At 61.7% G+C, this 18,348-nt stretch carries 20 protein-coding genes and 1 pseudogene; 12 read left to right on the forward strand and 9 right to left on the reverse strand.

Translation table 11 applies throughout. The annotated features are described in order from the left end of the window. The first annotated feature begins 14 nt into the window (after positions 1 to 14). The 8 genes from ACERHN_RS12040 to ACERHN_RS12075 all read left to right on the forward strand — a co-directional run bounded on the left by ACERHN_RS12040 (position 15) and on the right by ACERHN_RS12075 (position 7,972). Positions 15 to 524 (forward strand): DUF1643 domain-containing protein, encoded by a 510-nt coding sequence (locus tag ACERHN_RS12040; protein WP_415919270.1) that lies wholly within the window; start codon positions 15 to 17, stop codon positions 522 to 524. A gap of 123 nt (positions 525 to 647) precedes the next feature. Then, positions 648 to 2,132 carry a calcium-binding protein gene (locus tag ACERHN_RS12045; protein WP_415919271.1) on the forward strand — a complete coding sequence of 495 codons (1,485 nt, stop codon included), beginning with the start codon at positions 648 to 650 and terminating at the stop codon, positions 2,130 to 2,132. A 145-nt stretch (positions 2,133 to 2,277) separates the two neighbouring features. Next, entirely contained in the window at positions 2,278 to 2,547 is a 270-nt protein-coding gene (rpsO, locus tag ACERHN_RS12050) for a 30S ribosomal protein S15 (protein WP_299683783.1), read from the forward strand. Positions 2,548 to 2,717: 170 nt separating this feature from the next. Next, complete coding sequence (locus ACERHN_RS12055; RefSeq protein ID WP_415919272.1) at positions 2,718 to 3,329, forward strand: inner membrane-spanning protein YciB; 612 nt, start codon at positions 2,718 to 2,720, stop codon at positions 3,327 to 3,329. 251 nt (positions 3,330 to 3,580) lie between these two features. Next, positions 3,581 to 4,102, forward strand: coding sequence for a hypothetical protein (locus tag ACERHN_RS12060; protein WP_415919273.1), 522 nt, complete (start codon positions 3,581 to 3,583; stop codon positions 4,100 to 4,102). A 175-nt stretch (positions 4,103 to 4,277) separates the two neighbouring features. Next, positions 4,278 to 6,413, forward strand: a complete 2,136-nt coding sequence (gene pnp, locus ACERHN_RS12065) for a polyribonucleotide nucleotidyltransferase (RefSeq protein ID WP_415919274.1) — start codon at positions 4,278 to 4,280, stop codon at positions 6,411 to 6,413. Between the two features lie 60 nt (positions 6,414 to 6,473). Next, positions 6,474 to 7,244: a glycosyltransferase family 25 protein gene (locus tag ACERHN_RS12070; RefSeq protein ID WP_415919275.1), complete on the forward strand. Its 771-nt coding sequence runs from the start codon at positions 6,474 to 6,476 to the stop codon at positions 7,242 to 7,244. A gap of 11 nt (positions 7,245 to 7,255) precedes the next feature. Continuing rightward, positions 7,256 to 7,972, forward strand: a complete 717-nt coding sequence (locus ACERHN_RS12075; RefSeq protein ID WP_415919276.1) for a hypothetical protein — start codon at positions 7,256 to 7,258, stop codon at positions 7,970 to 7,972. On the opposite strand, the gene ACERHN_RS12080 is transcribed toward ACERHN_RS12075, so the two are convergent. Next, positions 7,969 to 8,619, reverse strand: a complete 651-nt coding sequence (locus tag ACERHN_RS12080) for a peroxiredoxin (protein WP_415919277.1) — start codon at positions 8,617 to 8,619, stop codon at positions 7,969 to 7,971. The two genes, ACERHN_RS12075 and ACERHN_RS12080, sit on opposite strands and share 4 nt — an antisense overlap. 117 nt (positions 8,620 to 8,736) lie before the next feature. Between ACERHN_RS12080 and ACERHN_RS12085 the strand changes: the two genes are divergently transcribed. Together ACERHN_RS12085 and ACERHN_RS12090 are read left to right on the forward strand one after the other, a co-directional pair. After that, on the forward strand, positions 8,737 to 10,176 hold the full coding sequence (locus tag ACERHN_RS12085) for an aldehyde dehydrogenase family protein (protein ID WP_415919278.1): 1,440 nt from the start codon (positions 8,737 to 8,739) through the stop codon (positions 10,174 to 10,176). Between the two features lie 326 nt (positions 10,177 to 10,502). Beyond that, positions 10,503 to 12,491, forward strand: a complete 1,989-nt coding sequence (locus ACERHN_RS12090) for a polysaccharide biosynthesis tyrosine autokinase (protein ID WP_415919279.1) — start codon at positions 10,503 to 10,505, stop codon at positions 12,489 to 12,491. Between the two features lie 503 nt (positions 12,492 to 12,994). On the opposite strand, the pseudogene ACERHN_RS12095 reads toward ACERHN_RS12090, so the two are convergent. Both ACERHN_RS12095 and ACERHN_RS12100 read right to left on the reverse strand, forming a co-directional pair. Then, positions 12,995 to 13,143, reverse strand: a pseudogene (locus ACERHN_RS12095) (di-heme oxidoredictase family protein); the annotation flags it as partial. Between the two features lie 126 nt (positions 13,144 to 13,269). After that, positions 13,270 to 13,521: a hypothetical protein gene (locus ACERHN_RS12100; protein WP_415919280.1), complete on the reverse strand. Its 252-nt coding sequence runs from the start codon at positions 13,519 to 13,521 to the stop codon at positions 13,270 to 13,272. A gap of 269 nt (positions 13,522 to 13,790) precedes the next feature. Between ACERHN_RS12100 and ACERHN_RS12105 the strand changes: the two genes are divergently transcribed. Together ACERHN_RS12105 and ACERHN_RS12110 are read left to right on the forward strand one after the other, a co-directional pair. Continuing rightward, entirely contained in the window at positions 13,791 to 14,168 is a 378-nt protein-coding gene (locus ACERHN_RS12105) for a hypothetical protein (protein ID WP_415919281.1), read from the forward strand. A 109-nt stretch (positions 14,169 to 14,277) separates the two neighbouring features. Further along, positions 14,278 to 14,748 carry a Dps family protein gene (locus ACERHN_RS12110; RefSeq protein ID WP_415919282.1) on the forward strand — a complete coding sequence of 157 codons (471 nt, stop codon included), beginning with the start codon at positions 14,278 to 14,280 and terminating at the stop codon, positions 14,746 to 14,748. Positions 14,749 to 15,122: 374 nt separating this feature from the next. On the opposite strand, the gene ACERHN_RS12115 is transcribed toward ACERHN_RS12110, so the two are convergent. From ACERHN_RS12115 to ACERHN_RS12140, 6 genes are all read right to left on the reverse strand, one after another. After that, on the reverse strand, positions 15,123 to 15,380 hold the full coding sequence (locus ACERHN_RS12115) for a DUF1289 domain-containing protein (RefSeq protein ID WP_415919283.1): 258 nt from the start codon (positions 15,378 to 15,380) through the stop codon (positions 15,123 to 15,125). A 16-nt stretch (positions 15,381 to 15,396) separates the two neighbouring features. Beyond that, positions 15,397 to 15,948 carry a hypothetical protein gene (locus ACERHN_RS12120; RefSeq protein WP_415919284.1) on the reverse strand — a complete coding sequence of 184 codons (552 nt, stop codon included), beginning with the start codon at positions 15,946 to 15,948 and terminating at the stop codon, positions 15,397 to 15,399. A gap of 179 nt (positions 15,949 to 16,127) precedes the next feature. Next, positions 16,128 to 16,607, reverse strand: a complete 480-nt coding sequence (locus tag ACERHN_RS12125) for a hypothetical protein (RefSeq protein ID WP_415919285.1) — start codon at positions 16,605 to 16,607, stop codon at positions 16,128 to 16,130. After that, the gene (gene hemP / locus ACERHN_RS12130) at positions 16,604 to 16,777 is read right to left on the reverse strand and encodes a hemin uptake protein HemP (RefSeq protein ID WP_415919286.1); all 174 of its coding nucleotides are present in this window, start codon (positions 16,775 to 16,777) and stop codon (positions 16,604 to 16,606) included. The genes ACERHN_RS12125 and hemP overlap by 4 nt, the downstream gene beginning before the upstream one ends. Continuing rightward, positions 16,774 to 16,944, reverse strand: coding sequence for a hypothetical protein (locus tag ACERHN_RS12135; protein WP_415919287.1), 171 nt, complete (start codon positions 16,942 to 16,944; stop codon positions 16,774 to 16,776). Before ACERHN_RS12135 ends, hemP begins: the two co-directional genes overlap by 4 nt. Before the next feature lie 168 nt (positions 16,945 to 17,112). Next, complete coding sequence (locus tag ACERHN_RS12140; protein WP_415919288.1) at positions 17,113 to 18,129, reverse strand: extracellular solute-binding protein; 1,017 nt, start codon at positions 18,127 to 18,129, stop codon at positions 17,113 to 17,115. Between the last annotated feature and the right edge of the window lie 219 nt (positions 18,130 to 18,348).

An 18,348-nucleotide genomic window follows, 5' to 3' on the forward strand; every position in this document is an offset into this window, starting at 1 on the left:
GGCATGACAGCGGCATGATTACCCGCACCCACACCAAGGGCGACGCGCCCTCCACCGCCATCTATTCCCCCTGCGAACGCTACCGCTACAGCCTGACGCGGGTGTGGGACCCAAGCGGGCGGCGGGTGAATTTCGTGATGCTCAACCCCTCGACCGCAACCGAGGTCCAGAATGACCCCACGGTCGAACGCTGCGAACGCCGGGCCCGCACATTGGGCTATGGCAGCTTTGCGGTGACCAACATCTTTGCCTGGCGCGACACCGACCCCAAGGCAATGCGCGCCGCCGCGGACCCGGTGGGGCCGGGCAATGACGCGGCGATTGTCGAACGGGCCGGGTGGGCGGATGATGTCGTGGCAGGCTGGGGCACCCATGGCGCGCATCTCGGGCGCGGCGCGGTTGTCCACGACCTGCTCTGCCAAAGCGGCAAACCGCTCTTTCACCTGGGGCTGAGCAAGGACGGCCACCCCCGCCACCCCCTCTATATCGCCTATGCGCAACAGCCCGAGCCGTGGCGTGAATAGTCTTGCCGCGCGTTAACCATTTGACCCTGTGTTAACCAATTGAGCGGATTTGTTTTGCGTTTGTTCCTGCTTGTCCCGTAAATTCCGCGGTGGTGGTTTGGTTTTACGTGGGAATGGTTAACGATGCTTTGGCTTGCAGGATTGATGGGGTTGCTCGCGGCGGGCACGGTTGGCGTGCTGGAGATGGGCACAACCAAGGATGACGCGGACGCCGATGACGGCACCGCACCCACCGGCAACGACGACGCAGAGGGGGGTGCCACTGCGCCGCTGTCGGTCTCATTGTTCCAATCCGAACAGAGTACGCCCGACGACGGCAGCCAAGATGAACCGTCAGATGGCGCCGCAGATCCCGAAGGATTGTCCGTGGCGGAAACGGAACCCGCGAAATCCGGCACGATCCCACCGGGCCCATTCCAGCCCGCGCTGTCGGAACAGGGCCTCGTTGATCCCGCGACCCCCGATATTCCCGACTTTGAGCCGCCCGCTGATACCACCCCGCCTGACAATGCGCCCGCGGATACAGCGCAGACTGAACCGGCAACAGAAGAAAGCGGCGACATCACTGACAACTCAGAGGAAAATGCGGTCGCAGACCTGCTCGGGTCCGTAACGGAAGAGGGCGAAACGGTCGTCACGGACGCTGCAGACACCGTTGGTATCACGGATGTGACGGACACGATCCATGATGAAGTGGACGACACGGTGTCCAACACCCTTGGTGAAGAGGTGGAAGACACCGTAACCGATACCCTCGATGATGTATCCGAAACCGTGACCGATACGGTGGAAACCGCGACCGACACCGTGGAAACCGTGACAGACACCGTCACCGATCTCGGCGCCTTCTCCGGCATCCTCGACACCGTGCTGGAGATCGGCGACGAAACCGACTTGCCCCCCGTGACGGACGTGTTCATCGGCACCGACAGCGACGATAACCTGATCGGCAGCGGCACGTCCGAGACCTTCTTTGGCGGCGGCGGAGATGACGTCCTCATTGGTCTGGACGGCGATGACACGATGCACGGTGAGGACGGCGATGACGTGCTCAATGGCGGCGCAGGCACCGATGCCCTCTTCGGTCACAATTCCGACGACACCCTGAACGGCGGCGATGGCGAGGACGCGCTGCAAGGCTCTGCGGGCAACGATGTGCTGGATGGCGATGACGGGGATGACGTTGTGCAGGGCGGGCTCGATGATGACACGCTGCACGGTGGCGCGGGCACCGACAACCTCTTTGGCGGTTGGGGCAATGACGTCGTGAACGGGGTCGAGGATGACGCCACCACCGCAGGCAACCTCGATATCGTGACGGCGGGCGACGATGCGGACACCATCGTCTTGGGCGACTGGATCACCGAAGGCTCCGCCGCCAGCATCATGGATTTCGACGCCGAACAGGACAACATCCTGCTGGTCTATGACGACGCGGATGACGCGCCTGACATCACCGTCCAGACCGACCCGGACAATCCCGGCACGACACAGGTTCTGATGAACGGCGTTGCTGTCGCAAACGTCCTTGGCGGTGCAACCGTCGATCCCGACGCGATCATCGTCATGCCGCTCAGCATGGCCACGTCCACGGGGCTCGCTGCTTGATCCAAAGGCACGCGGATTTTCCTTTGCACTCCTGACGATTCCCTTCTATACGCGCGCATCCCGACCCGGTCGGGACCCATGGCCCCGTGCTGGACGACATCCCGGCCGGCGGCGTCTTTGAACTCTAACGGATAAGGAGATCCTGATGTCGATCACTGCTGAAGCCAAAGCACAAGTCATGAAGGACTACGGCACCAAAGAAGGCGACACCGGTTCGCCCGAAGTACAGGTTGCCATTCTCAGCTCGCGCATTGCCACGCTGACAGAGCACTTCAAGACCCACAAGAAAGACAACCACGGCCGTCGTGGTTTGCTCAAGATGGTCGCACAGCGCCGCAAGCTGCTCGACTATCTCAAGGCAAAGGACGAGGCGCGGTACACCGACCTCATCAAACGTCTGGGCCTGCGCCGCTAACACGCGCATACCGCAGAAAAGCCAGGGCCGTGCTTTTCCAAGCGCGGCCTTTTTTGCATCCGCTTCCCGCCACCCGAAACGGTCTTGAAAGGGAATCGCGCTAGGGCAATCCGGGCGCTTGGCGCTATATCCCGACGCACCCGCGTTTCATGATCATCAGGTCGCACACCATGTCGCACAGAACACTGCCCGCCGGGGTCCATGCCGCGTTGGAATTCGGCCCGATCATCGGGTTTGTGGTCGCCTACCTGCTGCTGCGCGACCGGGTTTTTGTGATGGGCGGGGCCGAATATTCCGGCCTCGTCGCGGTGATTGCGATCTTCACCCCGGTTTTTGTGATCGTCACGGGCGCGCTCTGGTGGCTGACGGGGCGCGTGGCACGCATTCAGATCGCGACGGCCATCCTTGTTGTGGTGTTCGGGGGGCTGACCGTGTGGCTCAACGATCCCACGGTGTTCAAGATGAAGCCGACCGTGATCTATCTCACCCTCGGTCTCATCCTCTGGGTGGGTCTTTTGCGGGGGCAATCGTGGCTCGGCTATATTCTCGAGGATATGATCCCCCTCAAGCCGAAGGGCTGGATGATCCTGACCAAACGTGTGATCGCTCTGTGCCTGCTCGCCGCCGCCGCGAATGAGCTGGTCTGGCGCACGCAATCCGAACGGGTCTGGGTCCTCTTTGAAACCATCGCCATGCCGGTGATCGTCGTGATCTTCTGCCTGTCCCAAATCGGGCTGGTGGTGGACTACGCCACCTTCAAGACACCCGGGAAGAAGCGTTAAGCGCTGCGCCGCGCATTCATCTTTCATTCGCATTTCCGACCGAACGCCCCGTTAACGGTGACCTTCGGGGCCATGTGTATGCCGCGCTGTGCACAGGTTGTGCACAGGGTGTGTACGGGGTGTGACAGGGGCCAAACCCCTGTTTCACAAAGGTAAACGCGCCATCCCACCCGCCACCTCTTGCGCCGTTTCACGGCTGTTGCGCGTACGGTGCGTTGGACCCGCGCGCCGCCGCCTCTATCTGTCAGGGCATGCCTGATCTCCCCCGCCTTGCCCTCTCCGTCCGCCAGCCCTCGGCATGGGCCATCATCGCGGGGCACAAGCCCATCGAGAACCGTACCATGGGATCAATCCGCGCCGGGCGCATGGGGCTGGGACGGATCTGCATCCACGCCGCGACGGGTCTGAAGGAGGATGAGTTTCGCTATCTCCACTGGCGTCTGGACAAGCATGGCGTGCGCTGTCCGCATCCCGCCGATCTGCCGCGCGGCGCGATCATTGGCACGGTCGAGGTGACTGGCATCATCACCGAAAGCGACAGCGAGTGGTTCGGCGGTAAGGCGGGCCTGACCCTCGCCGCGCCAGAGCCATGCGCGCCGATACCCGCACCCGGTGCGCTTGGCTATTTTGAGTGGTCGCCGGGCGGACAGCTGGCCAAGCCGATGAAATGGATGACAAAATGGGGCAGCGCCGATCCCGGCGCCTCCACCGATGACCTGTTCCCCGACGCCCCCATCGCCTTTGCCAGCCCGCCCCGTAAACCATGGCGCTAGCGCGGCAGTGAGCACGCTTTCAATTCCACCGAAAACACTGTATGCGCGCGCTATCTGAAGCAAGGCGCCCGGACCTCAGCGCCAAAGAAATTGGATGGTGTCAAAAGAAGATACCGGGGTCAGGGGGAATACGCCCCCTACGCAAATGGCCAAGCGGCCAACTTAGGAAACCTAGATGTTCAACGAAGTGAAAAAATCGATGGAGTGGGGCGAAGAGACGCTCACACTCGAAACCGGCAAGGTTGCCCGTCAGGCTGACGGCTCCGTGATTGCCACGCTGGGCGAAACCAGCGTCATGGCGAACGTGACGTTCGCAAAACAGCCGAAACCCGGTCAGGACTTCTTTCCGCTGACCGTCCACTACCAGGAAAAATACTACGCCGCGGGCAAGATCCCCGGCGGCTTCTTCAAGCGTGAGGCACGGCCCACCGAGAAAGAGACCCTGACCGCCCGCCTGATCGACCGTCCGATCCGGCCCCTGTTCGTGCCCGGCTTCAAGAACGAAGTCCTTGTTATGTGTACGGTTTTGTCGCACGATCTGGTCAACGACCCCGACATCGTCGCGATGATCGCGGCCTCTGCCGCGCTGACCATTTCGGGCGCGCCTTTCATGGGCCCCATCGCCGGTGCGCGCGTCGGTTTCGAGGATGGCGAATACATCCTGAACCCCACGGTCGACGACATGCAGGACCTGCGCCTGAACCCCGAGCAACGCCTCGATCTGGTTGTTGCCGGCACCAAAGACGCCGTGATGATGGTGGAGTCGGAAGCCTATGAGCTGACCGAAGCGGAAATGCTGGGTGCGGTGAACTTTGCCCATGAGCAGATCCAGCCGGTGATCGACCTGATCATCAGCCTCGCCGAAGAAGCGGCCAAAGAGCCGTTCGACTACCAAGCACCTGATTACTCTGACCTTTATGCCGCTGTGAAAGCCGCCGGTGAAGAGCAGATGCGCGCCGCATTCGCCATCGGTGACAAGCAGGAGCGCACCGCAGCGGTTGCCGCTGCCCGCACCGCGATCCTCGAGGCGCTGACCGAAGAGCAGGCCGAAGATGCCAATCTTGGCTCTGCGATGAAGAAGCTTGAGGCGTCCATCCTGCGCGGTGACGTCGTCAAAACCGGCACCCGCATCGACGGTCGTAAAACGGATGAAATCCGTGACATCGTGTGCCAGAACGGCTTCCTGCCGCGGACGCACGGTTCGGCGCTGTTCACCCGTGGTGAAACGCAGGGTCTGGTCGTGACCACGCTGGGCACCGGCGACGACGAACAGTTCATCGACGCCCTGCACGGCAACTTCAAATCCAACTTCCTGCTGCACTACAACTTCCCGCCCTATTCGGTCGGCGAAGCGGGGCGCGTGGGCCCTCCCGGACGGCGTGAGATTGGTCACGGCAAACTGGCATGGCGCGCGCTTCAGGCCGTGCTGCCTGCGCCCACCGATTTCCCCTATACCGTGCGCGTTGTGTCGGAAATCACCGAATCCAACGGCTCCAGCTCCATGGCGTCGGTCTGTGGCGGCTCGCTGTCGATGATGGACGCGGGCGTGCCGCTGAAATCGGCCGTGGCCGGTGTGGCCATGGGCCTGATCCTCGAAGAAGACGGCAGCTATGCCATCCTGTCCGACATCCTGGGTGATGAAGACCACCTGGGCGACATGGACTTCAAAGTGGCAGGCACCGAAAACGGCATCACCTCGCTCCAGATGGACATCAAGATCGCAGGCATCACGCCCGAGATCATGGAAAAAGCCCTCGCACAGGCGAAAGACGGCCGGATGCACATCCTGGGCGAGATGGCGAAATCCATCTCCGGCGCGCAGGAATTCTCGGTCCACGCACCGCGCATCGAGACGATGAACGTGCCCACCGACAAGATCCGCGAAGTGATCGGGTCGGGCGGCAAGGTCATCCGCGAGATCGTCGAAGTGTCGGGCGCCAAGGTCGACATTAACGACGACGGCGTGGTCAAGATTGCATCGCCCAACGGCGACTCGATCAAGAAAGCCTACGAGATGATCCACGCCATCGTGGCCGAGCCAGAAGAGGGCGCGATCTACACCGGCACCGTGGTCAAGATCGTGGATTTCGGCGCGTTCGTGAACTTCTTTGGCAAGCGCGACGGTCTGGTCCACGTGTCCCAGATCGAAAACCGCCGCCTGAACCATCCTTCGGATGTCCTGAAGGAAGGCCAGGAGGTCAAAGTCAAGCTCTTGGGCTTTGACGATCGCGGCAAGGTGCGTCTGTCGATGAAAGTCGTCGATCAGGAAACCGGCGAAGAGATCAAGAAAGAAGAGGCCGCCGAAGGGTAAGTCCCGGCGTGCACAGGGTCGGGGCGGCATTGGCCGCCCTGACCAAACCATGAGGCTGTGATGACCGAACTCGCCGTTTACCTCATCAACCTCGATACCAGTCCCGCCCGCCTTGCCGCTGCGCAGACGGCGATGGCCGCGCAAGGCACTGATTTCATCCGCATTCCCGGTGTCGACGGACGGCAAACCCCGCCAGAAAGCGTGCCGGACTATGACCCTGATGCGGCACAACGCTATTTCGGACGTGCCCTGAACGGCGGCGAAGTGGGTGCTTTTCAAAGCCATCTGCGGGCGTTAAAGAGGTTCGTGGAAGGCGGTGCAGCATATGGCCTGATCCTCGAGGATGACATGGACCCGGACGCGGGCGCGTTGGCCGTCGTGCGCGGGATCGTGCAGTGGCAAAAGGCGCGCCGCGATGATTGGTACGTGGCCAACCTCGGGGCCAAACGGCAAAAGATCACCACCCATGTCGTCACGCTCGAAGTGGATAGCACGACCATCGACGTCCTGCGTGGCCACTACTTTCCAATGCTCGCCACGGCGCTTTTGTGGACGCGCGCCGGGGCGCAGGCGTTTCTGGCTCAGCATAAGCGGATCGACTGTCCGTGGGATCACGCCACGCGCCGTTGGCTGACACAGACGGACATGGGCCTGACTGTGGCGCCGCCTGTGTTCCTCACGACGGGTGCCACCAGCCAGATTGATCCGGCAAAAGGCGCGCGGGGAACGGACGGTCGGTCGCGCCTGTACCGCTGGCGGCGCATGAAGCGGAACTGGGGTGACAGGCTGCGTGCAATGCGGCACAAGGCACGCCATCGTCCTGACACCTGAAGGGTCCGCCAGTGCCATCCCGTCCCACGGTCCATAGCTTCTACCGCTACAACATCGAACCTGCGATGCTTGAGGCGCAACGCCGTGTGTTTGCGCATTTCGACGTGCCGCTGAGGCAGTGGCGCGATGACAAGGCCAAGCATGCCGGTTGGATCGACGCGCTGTTGGCGGATGACAGCCTAGACGACATTGTCGTGATCGCGGACATTGACGCGTTTCCCCTGTCGCATGATGCCTATGCCGGACTGGTCGCCGCGGCAGAGCGGGGCGCGATTGCCGGTCTGGCCCAGACCACCAATGACAAAAGCCCGGACAAGATCTTTGCCGCGCCGATGTTCATGGCGTTTCGCCGCGATGTGTGGCGCGACTTTGGCGCGCCGTCACTTTTTCCCTACGACACCGGAGACGTGGCGCAGATCATGACTGACATCGCCGAAGCGCGCGGCGTCGAGGTGGCGCTGACCTATCCGTCCTTTGCGCTGCGCCCGATCTGGGCGCTGGCGGATCGCGGCGTGTACGGCACCGGCACGTTTTACGGCGATATGGAGTTTTTCCACCTCTATCAGGCGCGGCACGTGAACACGGTGGATCTGTTCTGTGCCGTGGCAGAGGGTGCGATTGCGGGCCGCCATGACTGGGCCCGCTATCTGGAGATGATCGAGGATGCGCCCCCCGAAGCCAAGGGGGGACGCTCCTTGCGTCAGATCATCCGCAAGCTGCGCGGCTAGGTCGGCGCCTTGGTCTTGCGCAGATAGGGCAGGACGGTTTCGAACTCACCAAATTTCGCCTTGGCGTCTTCATTGGATACGGTCGGCGGGATGATCACGTCTTCGCCCGGAACCCAGTTGGCGGGCGTGGCGACGCCCTTGGACGACATCTGCAACCCGTCGAGCGCGCGCACGACTTCGGCAAAGTTGCGGCCCACCGTCATCGGGTAGGTCATCGACAGTTTCAGCTGCTTGTCGGGTCCGATGATGAACACCGACCGCACCGTGGCACTGTCCGCAGGCGTACGGCCATCGGGCAAATATGCTTCGGCGGGCAGCATGTCGAAGGCTTTGGAGACCTCCAACCCGTCATCGGCGATGATCGGGAACCCGGCGGGCGCGCCCGCGACCTTTTCGATGTCGCCTTTCCACTTCTTGTGGTCCTCGACGCCGTCCACCGACACGCCGATCACCTTGGTGCCGCGCGCGGCCCATTCATCGGCGAGCTGTGCCACAGCGCCGAATTCCGTTGTGCAAACGGGCGTGAAATCCTTGGGGTGCGAAAACAGGATGGCCCAGCTGTCGCCGATCCAGTCATGCAACGAAAAGGTGCCGTGATCGGTCGTGACCGTCAGGTCGGGGATAGTGTCGTTGATGCGCAAACCCATGGTGTCCTCCGTCAGGAATATTGTCGCTGCCCTACATGTAAGCGACGCGGACCATACTTGCATCCCTCTTGTGCACCCGCCAGTCTCGGGCCAACGCATCAGGTCAGGAGAGCCACCATGCTTGAGAAACGCGCATTCTACATCAATGGCCAGTGGGTCGATCCGATCGCTGGCACCGATCATCACGTGTTTGACCCTTCGACCGAAGATCCCTGCGCGGTGATTTCGCTGGGCGGGACTGCGGATGCGGAGGCTGCGGTTGCGGCAGCTAAGGCCGCATTTCCAGCGTGGATGAGCACTGATCCTACGGAGCGCATCGCGCTGGTGGAAAAGCTGATCGAGGTCTATGAGACCCGCGCAGAAGACATGGCACAGGCCATGTCATCTGAGATGGGCGCCCCCATCGACATGTCCCGCAGCCAACAGGTGGGCGCGGGCACGTGGCACCTCAAGAATTTTGTGCGCGATGCCAAGGCGTTCGATTTCATCCGGCCCTTGGGCGATCACGCTCCGTCGGACCGGATCATCCACGAACCGGTGGGTGTTGCCGCGCTGATCACACCGTGGAACTGGCCCATGAACCAGGTCACGCTCAAAGTGGGCGCGGCGGCGATTGCGGGCTGCACCATGGTGCTGAAACCGTCGGAGGAATCGCCGCTCAACGCGATGATCTTTGCCGAAATGATGGACGAGGCGGGCTTCCCTGCGGGGGTCTTCAACCTCGTCAACGGTGATGGGCCCGGTGTGGGCACGGTGCTGTCCGGGCATCCGGATGTGGACATGGTCAGCTTTACCGGGTCGTCCCGTGCGGGGCGTCTGATTTCCAAGAACGCGGCCGATACGCTGAAACGCGTGCATCTGGAGCTGGGCGGCAAGGGCGCCAACGTGATCTTTGAGGACGCGGACGAAAAGGCGGTCAAACGCGGTGTCCTGCACATGATGAACAACACCGGCCAAAGCTGTAATGCGCCGTCCCGCATGCTGGTGCAGCGCAGCCGCTATGACGCCGCCGTCGAAGAGGCCGCTGCCGTCGCGGCCAAGGTGTCCGTTGGTCCCGCGAGCGATGATGGCCGCCATATCGGCCCCGTGGTGAACGAGGTGCAGTGGACCAAGATCCAGGACCTGATCCAGACGGGCATAGACGAAGGCGCACGGCTCGTGGCCGGTGGCACCGGGCGTCCTGAAGGCTTCAACAAGGGCTATTACGTGCGCCCGACGGTCTTTGCCGATGTGAACAACGACATGACCATCGCGCGCGAGGAAATCTTTGGCCCAGTCCTGTCCATCCTGCCCTTCGACACCGAAGAAGAGGCGATCGCGATTGCCAATGACACGGTGTATGGCCTCACCAACTATGTCCAGACGCAGGACGGCGCGCGGCTCAACCGGATGGCGCAGGCGCTGCGCTCTGGCATGGTGGAGATGAACGGCACATCCCGTGCCGCGGGCTCACCCTTTGGCGGGATGAAGCAATCCGGCAACGGTCGCGAAGGCGGTGTCTGGGGCATCGAGGATTTCCTCGAGGTCAAGGCGGTGTCGGGCTGGGCGGCGGAGTAGGACCGGGCCGCCGGTCCCTTCGCGGTCACTGGAACGGAATTGGATGTCCCCATCGTGCGCGCACGATGGGGATTTTTTCGGCCCTACGTGGCCAAACGCCGTGTGCGACCGGACAGGGTCGGGTCGGTGCGATGTGCCTTGATCCCCGCGGGCGGAATCATGCGGTTTGACAACACGAAGTGTGGGCAGGAATAAACCGTGCATTGAGTAAATCGGTGTGATATACACGTAAAAGGTTAATAACCGCCCGGAATACGTGTATATTTCACGGTTCGGGCACGCCTAAAAATGGACCTTTTCGCAGCGACAGGATTGCCGGTTTGAACATGCAATCATCCTCAAAGGTTGTACCGGCCGATGCTCCACTGGGGCAGGCGGTCGAAGAGGATGTGATTGATTTCGGCCGACTGCTGGCAACCGTGTGGCAGGGCAAATGGCTGATTGCGCTGGTGATGGCGCTGGCGGTGGCGGCCGGTGGATATTACGCGCAGGTGGTGGTCACACCGACTTACCGCGCAACAGCCGTGGTCATTCTGGAGACCAATCAGGAACAGATTGTCGATTTGCAAAGTGTGGTCGGCGGGCTCTCCGGTGAAACGTCCGAGGTCAATTCCGAAGCCGAAGTGCTGCGCGCACGTGGCCTGATGGGCGCTGTGGTGGATCAGCTGAACCTCGTGAATGATCCGGAGTTCAACACAGCCCTGCGGGTGCCCGGACCAGTTGACCGGATACAGGCACAGATCGCTGCCCTGATCGGCAGAACGGAGACGCCAGTGATCCTGCCGGAAAATGTCGCCGCGCAACGGGTGCGGGATGCGGTGACCTCAAAACTGGTGAGCGCGGTGACAGTGCGCAACGTGCCGCTCAGCCTGGTGTTCGAGGTCACGGCAGAGACGCAGGATGCCTACAAATCCGCCCGGATCGCGGATGCGATCGTGGCACAGTACGTGCGCAATCAGGTTGAGGTGAAATTCGATGCAACCGAGCAGGCCACCGATTGGCTGGCCGGCCGGGTGCGCGAATTGCAGGACAGCTTGCAGGAGGCTGAGGCAAAGGTCGCCGTGTTTTCCGCGTCAACGGACCTTGTGTCCCGGGACGGGGTTGTGGCGCTCGAAAGCGATATCAAGGAACTGCGCGCGCGGATCGATGTGGCCGAAGAGGCGCGCGATGCGCTCCGTGCACAGGCGCAGCCGCAAGCGGGATTGGTCAACCGGGCAGAACAGCAGCTTGCCGCGCTGCGTAGCACAGAGGTCAAGATGGCCGCCGATCTGTACCAGCAGGGCGTGGACATGATCACATTGCAGCAACTGACGCGCGAAGCGGAGGCCACGCGGGACCTGTACGAATACTTTCTGACCCGGTTCAAGGAGACCTCGGCGCAGCAGGGCATTCAACAGGCCGACAGCCGCATCCTGGCGCAGGCGATGGTCCCCTTGCGTCCGTCCGCGCCGCGGACGTCCCTGATCCTTGGCATGGCGGGGATGATCGGCCTGTTGGCCGGTGTGGCGCTTGTGCTCTTGCGCGCGGCGCGCAAGACCGGGTTCCAGACGGCCCGGGCGTTGGAGCAGGCCACTGGCCAAACCGTTCTGGGCCAAATTCCGGTGCTGCCGCGCGGCGCGCGGCGCAGGGCGCTCCGGTATCTGGCCGACAAACCCACATCAGCCGCGGCGGAAGCATATCGCAATATGCGCACGTCACTCATGCTGTCGCATGTGGATACGCCACCGCAGGTGATTGCCGTGACCTCGTCCGTCCCGGGCGAGGGCAAGACCACGAACGCACTGGCGCTGGCGCAAAACTACCTCGGCCTCGGCAAAAGGGTTCTGTTCATCGAAGGCGACATCCGGCGCAGGGCCTTGCACCGCCATTTCGATCATGTCCCGCATCACGGGATCGTTTCGGTGCTCGACGGCGCGATGACGCTGCAAGAGGCCGTGTTTCGGACGGCAGGTTTCGATGCGGATGTGCTCTGTGGCGAGGCGACGGGGAAAAACGCGGCGGACGTGTTCTCATCCGACCGGTTTGCCTCCCTGATCCGCGATGCGCGTGACGCCTATGACGTCATTATCATCGACACGCCCCCGATCCTCGTCGTGCCAGACGCACGCATCATCGCGGAGGTGGCGGACGCCGTGGTGTTCACGGTCCAGTGGGACAAGACAGGACAGGCCCAGGTCGAAGAGAGCCTGCGCCTGTTTGGCACCTCGGGGCAGCGGGTGACCGGCCTCGTCCTGAGCCAGATCAGCCAACGCGGCATGAAACAGTCCGCCTATGGCGCGTATGCCGGCTATGGGTCGCCCTACTACGTGAACTGAGCGTTGGTGGGTCGGTCGGTGCTGACTTCCCGAGTGACCGAAAATCTTTCGCGTTGCGGGTTGCTTGACAGAGTTTGGCAGCGTGCCTGTGGGCGCTGCGGTAAGGGTTCAAGCGCGCAAGGCCACTTCGGATGCCCAGTCAATGTGCGAGGCATAGCGCCTTCTATCGTCCAATGCTGCCCATGGGTTTGAGGTGGCTGTCGCAACCAAGCCAGAGGGTCTCGAACGCGGCCGCGTGCCCGGCGAAGTGGTTCATCGCGATGTAACACAATGGGTCTGCCATGGTGCGGGTCGAGCCAGAGAGACAAGGTGGTTGTCGAATGTGAGCGCGCGGGTGTTCGCATTTACGAGGGCGCGAACAGTGTGCCAGCCCACTTGGCCCAGCCGGTACGTGGCAAAGCCGCCGCCGTCTGGCGCCGCGCCTAGGCTGCACATATCCGTCGTCAGATGCGCGGCAGTTTGTCCCGCCCTCTGAACGGGTGGCTGCGGATCTTGCCATGTCACAGCACCACCTCCAGCATGTTGCGCGCGCATCGGTCACGCAAGAAATGGGCGTGCCCGCTGACCTTTCGCTCAGCCCGATGCCCCAGAGCGGCGGCCTACGCCATTTCGCTCCGTCGGCCTGCAATTTTGGGCGACCGTCGGCGAGGCCAATCCTCTGCAGCGCAAGGCGCGCGCGGATCATCAGGTTCGGATGCACGGGACCGTAGCGAAGACCGTTCAGAGCCCAGAGCGGCTTGCGCTGTGATGCCAATTTCCCGCCCGACCAGGTGGGCGTTTATTCGGTGTTGCTCATGTCGAACTGCGCTTCGGCTGGATGGCCCGCGATGGACAGACCCTGGATCTGACCGCCATGGGCCGGGCAGGGTGGCCAGATGCCCTCCGTCGCTTGGGGCACGACGCTGCCTAGGACGGGTATGCGGGTCCCCACGTATGCGCGATTGCCGTCCGCTCCTTCGCGCGGGTGACCCAACCAGAAAGCCGCCCAGGCCGAGTTGGCCTCGAACGGTGCTGGTTTGGGAGCATCCATTGTGGGCGCAATGGCGCGGCTGATCCGTACTGCTTCGTTTGCGATCTGGCGACGACTGGTCGACGCAAATCGGCCAGATCGGCAATCGCACCTTGCGACGTTGCCAAAAGCGTGATGGCGGATGTCAGCACCGTTGTTGATATTCCAGTTATAATTTATAAATATACTCAGGAATATCAGGGGGCGAGGTGAGTCCTTCTGATCAAGGGAAAGAAACCTGAGGTATGGTGCCACTTAAACTCCCCTGTGAAATGCGCCCCGAACGCCCCGTGTCTCTGTCGGCAGCGGATAAAGGTTATCTCAACCATTTGCGGTTCCAGTCCATGTCCTGCCGGACCAAGCCGCGGGCCAATCTGTTTGAGGCCTGCGCCTTGTTGCAGGTTTCGCGGGACGCATCGCGCGAGGCACATGCAGAAGCGTTGATGCGGTGCCTGTCCGAAGCATTGGGACAGCCTGCGCGGTTGCACGCGCCGGGGTCGGTCGAGCTGACCTTTGACGAGATGTGGTTGCTGCAACTGGGCCGCTCCTTGGTGCAGGATGATGGGGCCAGCGTGTCCTTCCTGCTGGAACGGCGCGTGCGCCGGGAACATCAGCGGCTCGTGCGCTTTCTTGTGGGGCGAATTGCCGAGTGTTTTGCTCTGAATTAGAATTATTCTAAAAACTTCTTGCCCTGCCTCAGGACCTGCCTAAGTTATGCAGTGCAAGCCAGCCGCGTCCGCGCGCCAGCCAGCGATCACGAACATGAGGAAGCTTGAGATGACCCAAACAGCTGCAGCGCTGTCGACGGACGCGCAGACCGCTATCGCGGACGCATTGAACCAATCGGTTGCCGAAACCGCTGTCACGACGATGATGGCGCAGAATTTCCACTGGAACGTGACAGGCATGGCGTTTGGCCCGCTGCACGATCTGTTCCAGAAGATCTACGAAGACCACTTTGTCGCGCAGGATGATCTGGCCGAACGGATCAAGGCGCTGGATGCCCATGCCGAAGGCACATTGGCCGGCATGATCAAGCGGTCCAAGGTTGACGAGCATGACGGCCACGCCACGGACAAGGAAATGATCAAGGCGATGCAGGTCGCGCAGGAAACGCTGGCCGCGACGCTTGCAGGTTGCGGTGCCCTGGCGGCAGAGCATGGCGATACGCTGACCGAAGATCTGTGCATTGCGCGCGGTCAGACCCATGAAAAATTTGCGTGGTTCCTGCGGTCCCATCTGGCCTGAGCCGCGCCCGCAACTGGAAGCCTCCCGAAGTCTCAGCCACCGTTCCGGCAGCCAGGTCTTGGGCAGAAGCCCATGCCGGGACGGTGACCATGCCTCCCATTCTGGTCCAGCTACCCTGCTCTCACGGTGGCGGCTGGCGTGAGAATCTTCGTTCCGAACAGATCAAGGACAAGGTCGCTGCGGAAGGCGTGGTAGGTCCATGCGGTTCATACAGACCGGTGCGTCCTCGAACCTATTGTCGGTACGGCACGCGGGCGATGGCCATCTGGTTTTTACGTTGAAGCCGGTGCACCGTGCATCCGGCGTTTCAAACGCCGTCTTGGTCGCAGCGCCTGGGGCCACATGTACGCAGGGCACCCCCTTCGCGGATGGTGTCAGGCCACGTCGCGCACGGCGGCGATGGGCTTGACCTTTTTCTTGAGGCATTTGCGCATGTACTGCGCGGCCCAGTGGCTGTATTTGCCCATCCGCGATTGCTGCCCCACCAACATCTCGACAAACGCCTCTCGGTGCTTGTCCTTCTTGAGCTCCTTGAACAACGACTTTTGCGCCTTTGTCATTGAACACCCGATGCAATGGCCTTCGCGTTTGAATTTGCACACGTCGATGCAGGGGCTTGGGGTCTTGGCCATGGATCCTCGCTGATTTTCATCTTGCTGGGAAGGAATGCAGAGTGCGCACACCAGAGGTGGAGGTGCACGCAGGTATCACCCGCCAGAATGATATATGTTGGGGCACCACACGGAAGAAGCGCCCCGGCAAAGATATTTGAAACGCGGCTAAACGATCTCCGGGAATGTCGGAGCCTGCAAATTTGATCCTGTCCACCGCCGGAACGGTCCTGGCGCGTTCCATGGAATGGATCTGATCCAGTGGCGCGTTCACGCCGCCGGTGGTCAGCGCCTCACCTTTGTCACCGCCGCGCCCAGGCATCGGGTCGGCGGTGGAGCCAGATTCCGCGGCGACCTTCCTTGTCGGCAGCTCCGTTGCTTCTGTCAGATCGTGCCCGTTGCGGTCACCGTCCGCGTCATGCTCCGCGCCTTTGCGTAGCTCAGGCATGATATCCGGTACGTCCACGGTTTCGCCGAGCAGGGTAAAGGTGTCGTTGGCCACGACATTTAAAACCGCGCATGCGTTTTCGCCCGTCGCTCCGCCATCCGATGCGCTGATGTGGTCGATGAAACCTTCGTCGAGGGACACGGCGTTCACCTAACCTTCCCAATCATCCGCGATGGCCTTGCCGAAACGGCATCCCTCGGCTTGCCGACAAGCCGCGCGTTCATTGCAGCCCGCAGCGCTTTGGCGAAGGGGATTGCGGTCAATCTGCTCACCACATCGCTGTGCTGGGCTTGGTTTTCATGGGCTGCTGCCCCCTTTGGTCAGTGAAAACGCACGACCTTGCGCGTGTCTTCGGTCGGCAACGCGCCGTGGGTCTTGTGAATGTGCCGGACGCATTGCCCGACGTGCCCGGCGAGGATCGCCACATGTTCCGCGTGGGCCGGTCCGACCAGGAGCGTCGCAATCAGTGCGGCATCGTTCAGGTGCCCGTCCGACGCGGTCCGGACCAGATGCGCGAAAACGCATTCGTCCGAGCCGACGCAGTTGCAGCCCACATCATGGCGCACCATCGGGCGCGACGCCGTGGCGATGATCCGGCGCAGCAACCCGTCGAAATCCTGCCAGGCGCGGTCCGCTTCGTCGTGACCAAGCGCGATGTCGAATTCCGAACGCACGTGCCGCTGCCCGGACGGGCCCTCGCTCCAGAGCCGCAGGTTGAGCACCAGCGCGGCCTCCCAAGCCTCCAACCGGTTCAGAGCGGCCACGGCTGCTCCGCCGCGTTTGTGATGATCTGGCGTCATTTTGTGAGGATCAGTTTGCCAGCGCGCGTGATGCGCAGGAAATAGACCTGACCATCTAGGATGATCGACGCCTGCGTGCCGTCCTTGATCAGGTCCCGCGCATCATATGTGTCGATGGGCGGTGTGTCAGGTACAGTTGTGGGGGCGGGGACTTGTGTCATGGCGTTCATGATTTCAGGTCCAGATGGTCAAGGGTCCGTTCCAGAGAAGGCAAGACGCCCCAGTCCCCGTCGGCGACGGACATCAACAATTCCTTGCGACACGTGTCTGCTGCGAGGGGCTGCGCGCGGTCGCTGCCTTGGGCCGGTGCGCGTTCGGCGTGTGGTTTTCTGATCATGTCTCACCTCCAGTTGGATCTGGGTGTCTGGGCTGCCCGGGATCGGGGTGGCTGAGACTCACTGGAAATAACTTGATCATTTTTGTCGGATAAGTCAATCCTGACAAATATAGTAGGAAAGAAAAAGGCGCGGCAGTGCCGCGCCTTTGAGCATCAATCTGCTCTCGCTTACTTCCAGCCGACCTCGTTAAAGATCTTCTGTGCCGCGGGAACGTTGTTTGCGATTGTCGTCGCGTCCAGGTCGTCCGGCTTGAACATGCCGAGCGTTGCGACCGACGGGCTGATGCCGACGCCGGGCACGGCAGGATATTCGTCATTGCCCGCGGAGAAATACTGCTGCGCCTGATCACTGGCGAGGTACTCCATGAACTTGATCGCATTGTCCTTGTTCGGCGCGTTTGCAGCCACGCCGCCACCGGACAGGTTCATATGCGCGCCTTCGGCGTTTTGTGCCGGGAACACCCAGCCGATATTGGCGCGGGCATCCGCAGGCAGGCCGTCCACGTCTTTGCGGATGGCGCGGGCAAAGTAGTACGTGTTCGAGATCGAGATGTCGCACTCACCGGACACAAGGCCGCGCAGCTGATCGGTGTCGCCGCCCTGAGGGTCGCGGGCAAAGTTGTCCACGACGCCTTTGGCCCAGCCCTTGGCGGCTTCTTCGCCGTGATTGGCAATCACCGAAGCCAGAAGTGTCTGCGAGTACACGTTCGAGGACGAACGGTGGCACACCTTGCCAGCATAAGCCGGATCTGCGAGATCCACATAGGACTTCGGCGGGTTGGTCACGTCCGTCTTGTCGAAGAAGATGATGCGGGCACGTTGGCTGAAGCCAAACCACTGGTTGTCCTCGTCCTGCATATACGCCGGTACGCGGGCTTCGAGCACGTCGCTTTCGATGGATTGCAGAACGCCTGCGTCCTTGGCGCGTTCGAGGCGCGATGTGTCCACGGTCAGCAGGATGTCGGCAGGGGAGTTCGCACCTTCGGCTTTCATCCGCTCGATCAGCTCGTCGGCCTTGCCTTCGATGCGGTTGATCGTGATGCCCGTTGCCTCGGTGAAGTCGGAATACAGACGCTCATCCGTGTCATAGTGGCGCGAGGAATACAGGTTCAGCTCACCCTCGGCGGCTGCTGTCGTCGCCGTTGCGGCGACCATAAGCGCCAGAATGGATGTCTTGGTGTTCATGCGGTAACTCCCGATCCGAAATTGTCTTACTGTTTTTGTCAGCTACAGCATTCCTGATTTATTGCAACCCTTTCCGACTAAAATACTCGGATTCAGCGCGGAATTTCCGAGTTTTTCTATCAACCACTGGCGGGCCAACCTGAATTGACCACCCTGTCGGTCATCAGAGGGATCGCATTACGGGAATCAGTAATTTCTGATAGGCTCGGACGCATTGAA

The organism is Tateyamaria rhodophyticola, from assembly GCF_047777875.1.
In the GTDB taxonomy this organism is placed as follows: domain Bacteria; phylum Pseudomonadota; class Alphaproteobacteria; order Rhodobacterales; family Rhodobacteraceae; genus Tateyamaria.

Excerpts from the sequence above, each read along its gene's own strand:
- rpsO (WP_299683783.1), top strand. The coding sequence starts at position 2,278 with ATGTCGATCACTGCTGAAGCCAAAGCACAAGTCATGAAGGACTACGGC.
- ACERHN_RS12115 (WP_415919283.1), bottom strand. The coding sequence starts at position 15,380 with ATGGCCAAGACCCCAAGCCCCTGCATCGACGTGTGCAAATTCAAACGC.
- ACERHN_RS12090 (WP_415919279.1), top strand. The coding sequence starts at position 10,503 with ATGCAATCATCCTCAAAGGTTGTACCGGCCGATGCTCCACTGGGGCAG.
- ACERHN_RS12080 (WP_415919277.1), bottom strand. The coding sequence starts at position 8,619 with ATGGGTTTGCGCATCAACGACACTATCCCCGACCTGACGGTCACGACC.
- ACERHN_RS12045 (WP_415919271.1), top strand. The coding sequence starts at position 648 with ATGCTTTGGCTTGCAGGATTGATGGGGTTGCTCGCGGCGGGCACGGTT.
- ACERHN_RS12140 (WP_415919288.1), bottom strand. The coding sequence starts at position 18,129 with ATGAACACCAAGACATCCATTCTGGCGCTTATGGTCGCCGCAACGGCG.
- hemP (WP_415919286.1), bottom strand. The coding sequence starts at position 16,777 with ATGAACGCCATGACACAAGTCCCCGCCCCCACAACTGTACCTGACACA.
- ACERHN_RS12040 (WP_415919270.1), top strand. The coding sequence starts at position 15 with ATGATTACCCGCACCCACACCAAGGGCGACGCGCCCTCCACCGCCATC.
- pnp (WP_415919274.1), top strand. The coding sequence starts at position 4,278 with ATGTTCAACGAAGTGAAAAAATCGATGGAGTGGGGCGAAGAGACGCTC.
- ACERHN_RS12085 (WP_415919278.1), top strand. The coding sequence starts at position 8,737 with ATGCTTGAGAAACGCGCATTCTACATCAATGGCCAGTGGGTCGATCCG.
- ACERHN_RS12110 (WP_415919282.1), top strand. The coding sequence starts at position 14,278 with ATGACCCAAACAGCTGCAGCGCTGTCGACGGACGCGCAGACCGCTATC.
- ACERHN_RS12070 (WP_415919275.1), top strand. The coding sequence starts at position 6,474 with ATGACCGAACTCGCCGTTTACCTCATCAACCTCGATACCAGTCCCGCC.
- ACERHN_RS12125 (WP_415919285.1), bottom strand. The coding sequence starts at position 16,607 with ATGACGCCAGATCATCACAAACGCGGCGGAGCAGCCGTGGCCGCTCTG.
- ACERHN_RS12100 (WP_415919280.1), bottom strand. The coding sequence starts at position 13,521 with ATGGATGCTCCCAAACCAGCACCGTTCGAGGCCAACTCGGCCTGGGCG.
- ACERHN_RS12060 (WP_415919273.1), top strand. The coding sequence starts at position 3,581 with ATGCCTGATCTCCCCCGCCTTGCCCTCTCCGTCCGCCAGCCCTCGGCA.
- ACERHN_RS12135 (WP_415919287.1), bottom strand. The coding sequence starts at position 16,944 with ATGATCAGAAAACCACACGCCGAACGCGCACCGGCCCAAGGCAGCGAC.
- ACERHN_RS12055 (WP_415919272.1), top strand. The coding sequence starts at position 2,718 with ATGTCGCACAGAACACTGCCCGCCGGGGTCCATGCCGCGTTGGAATTC.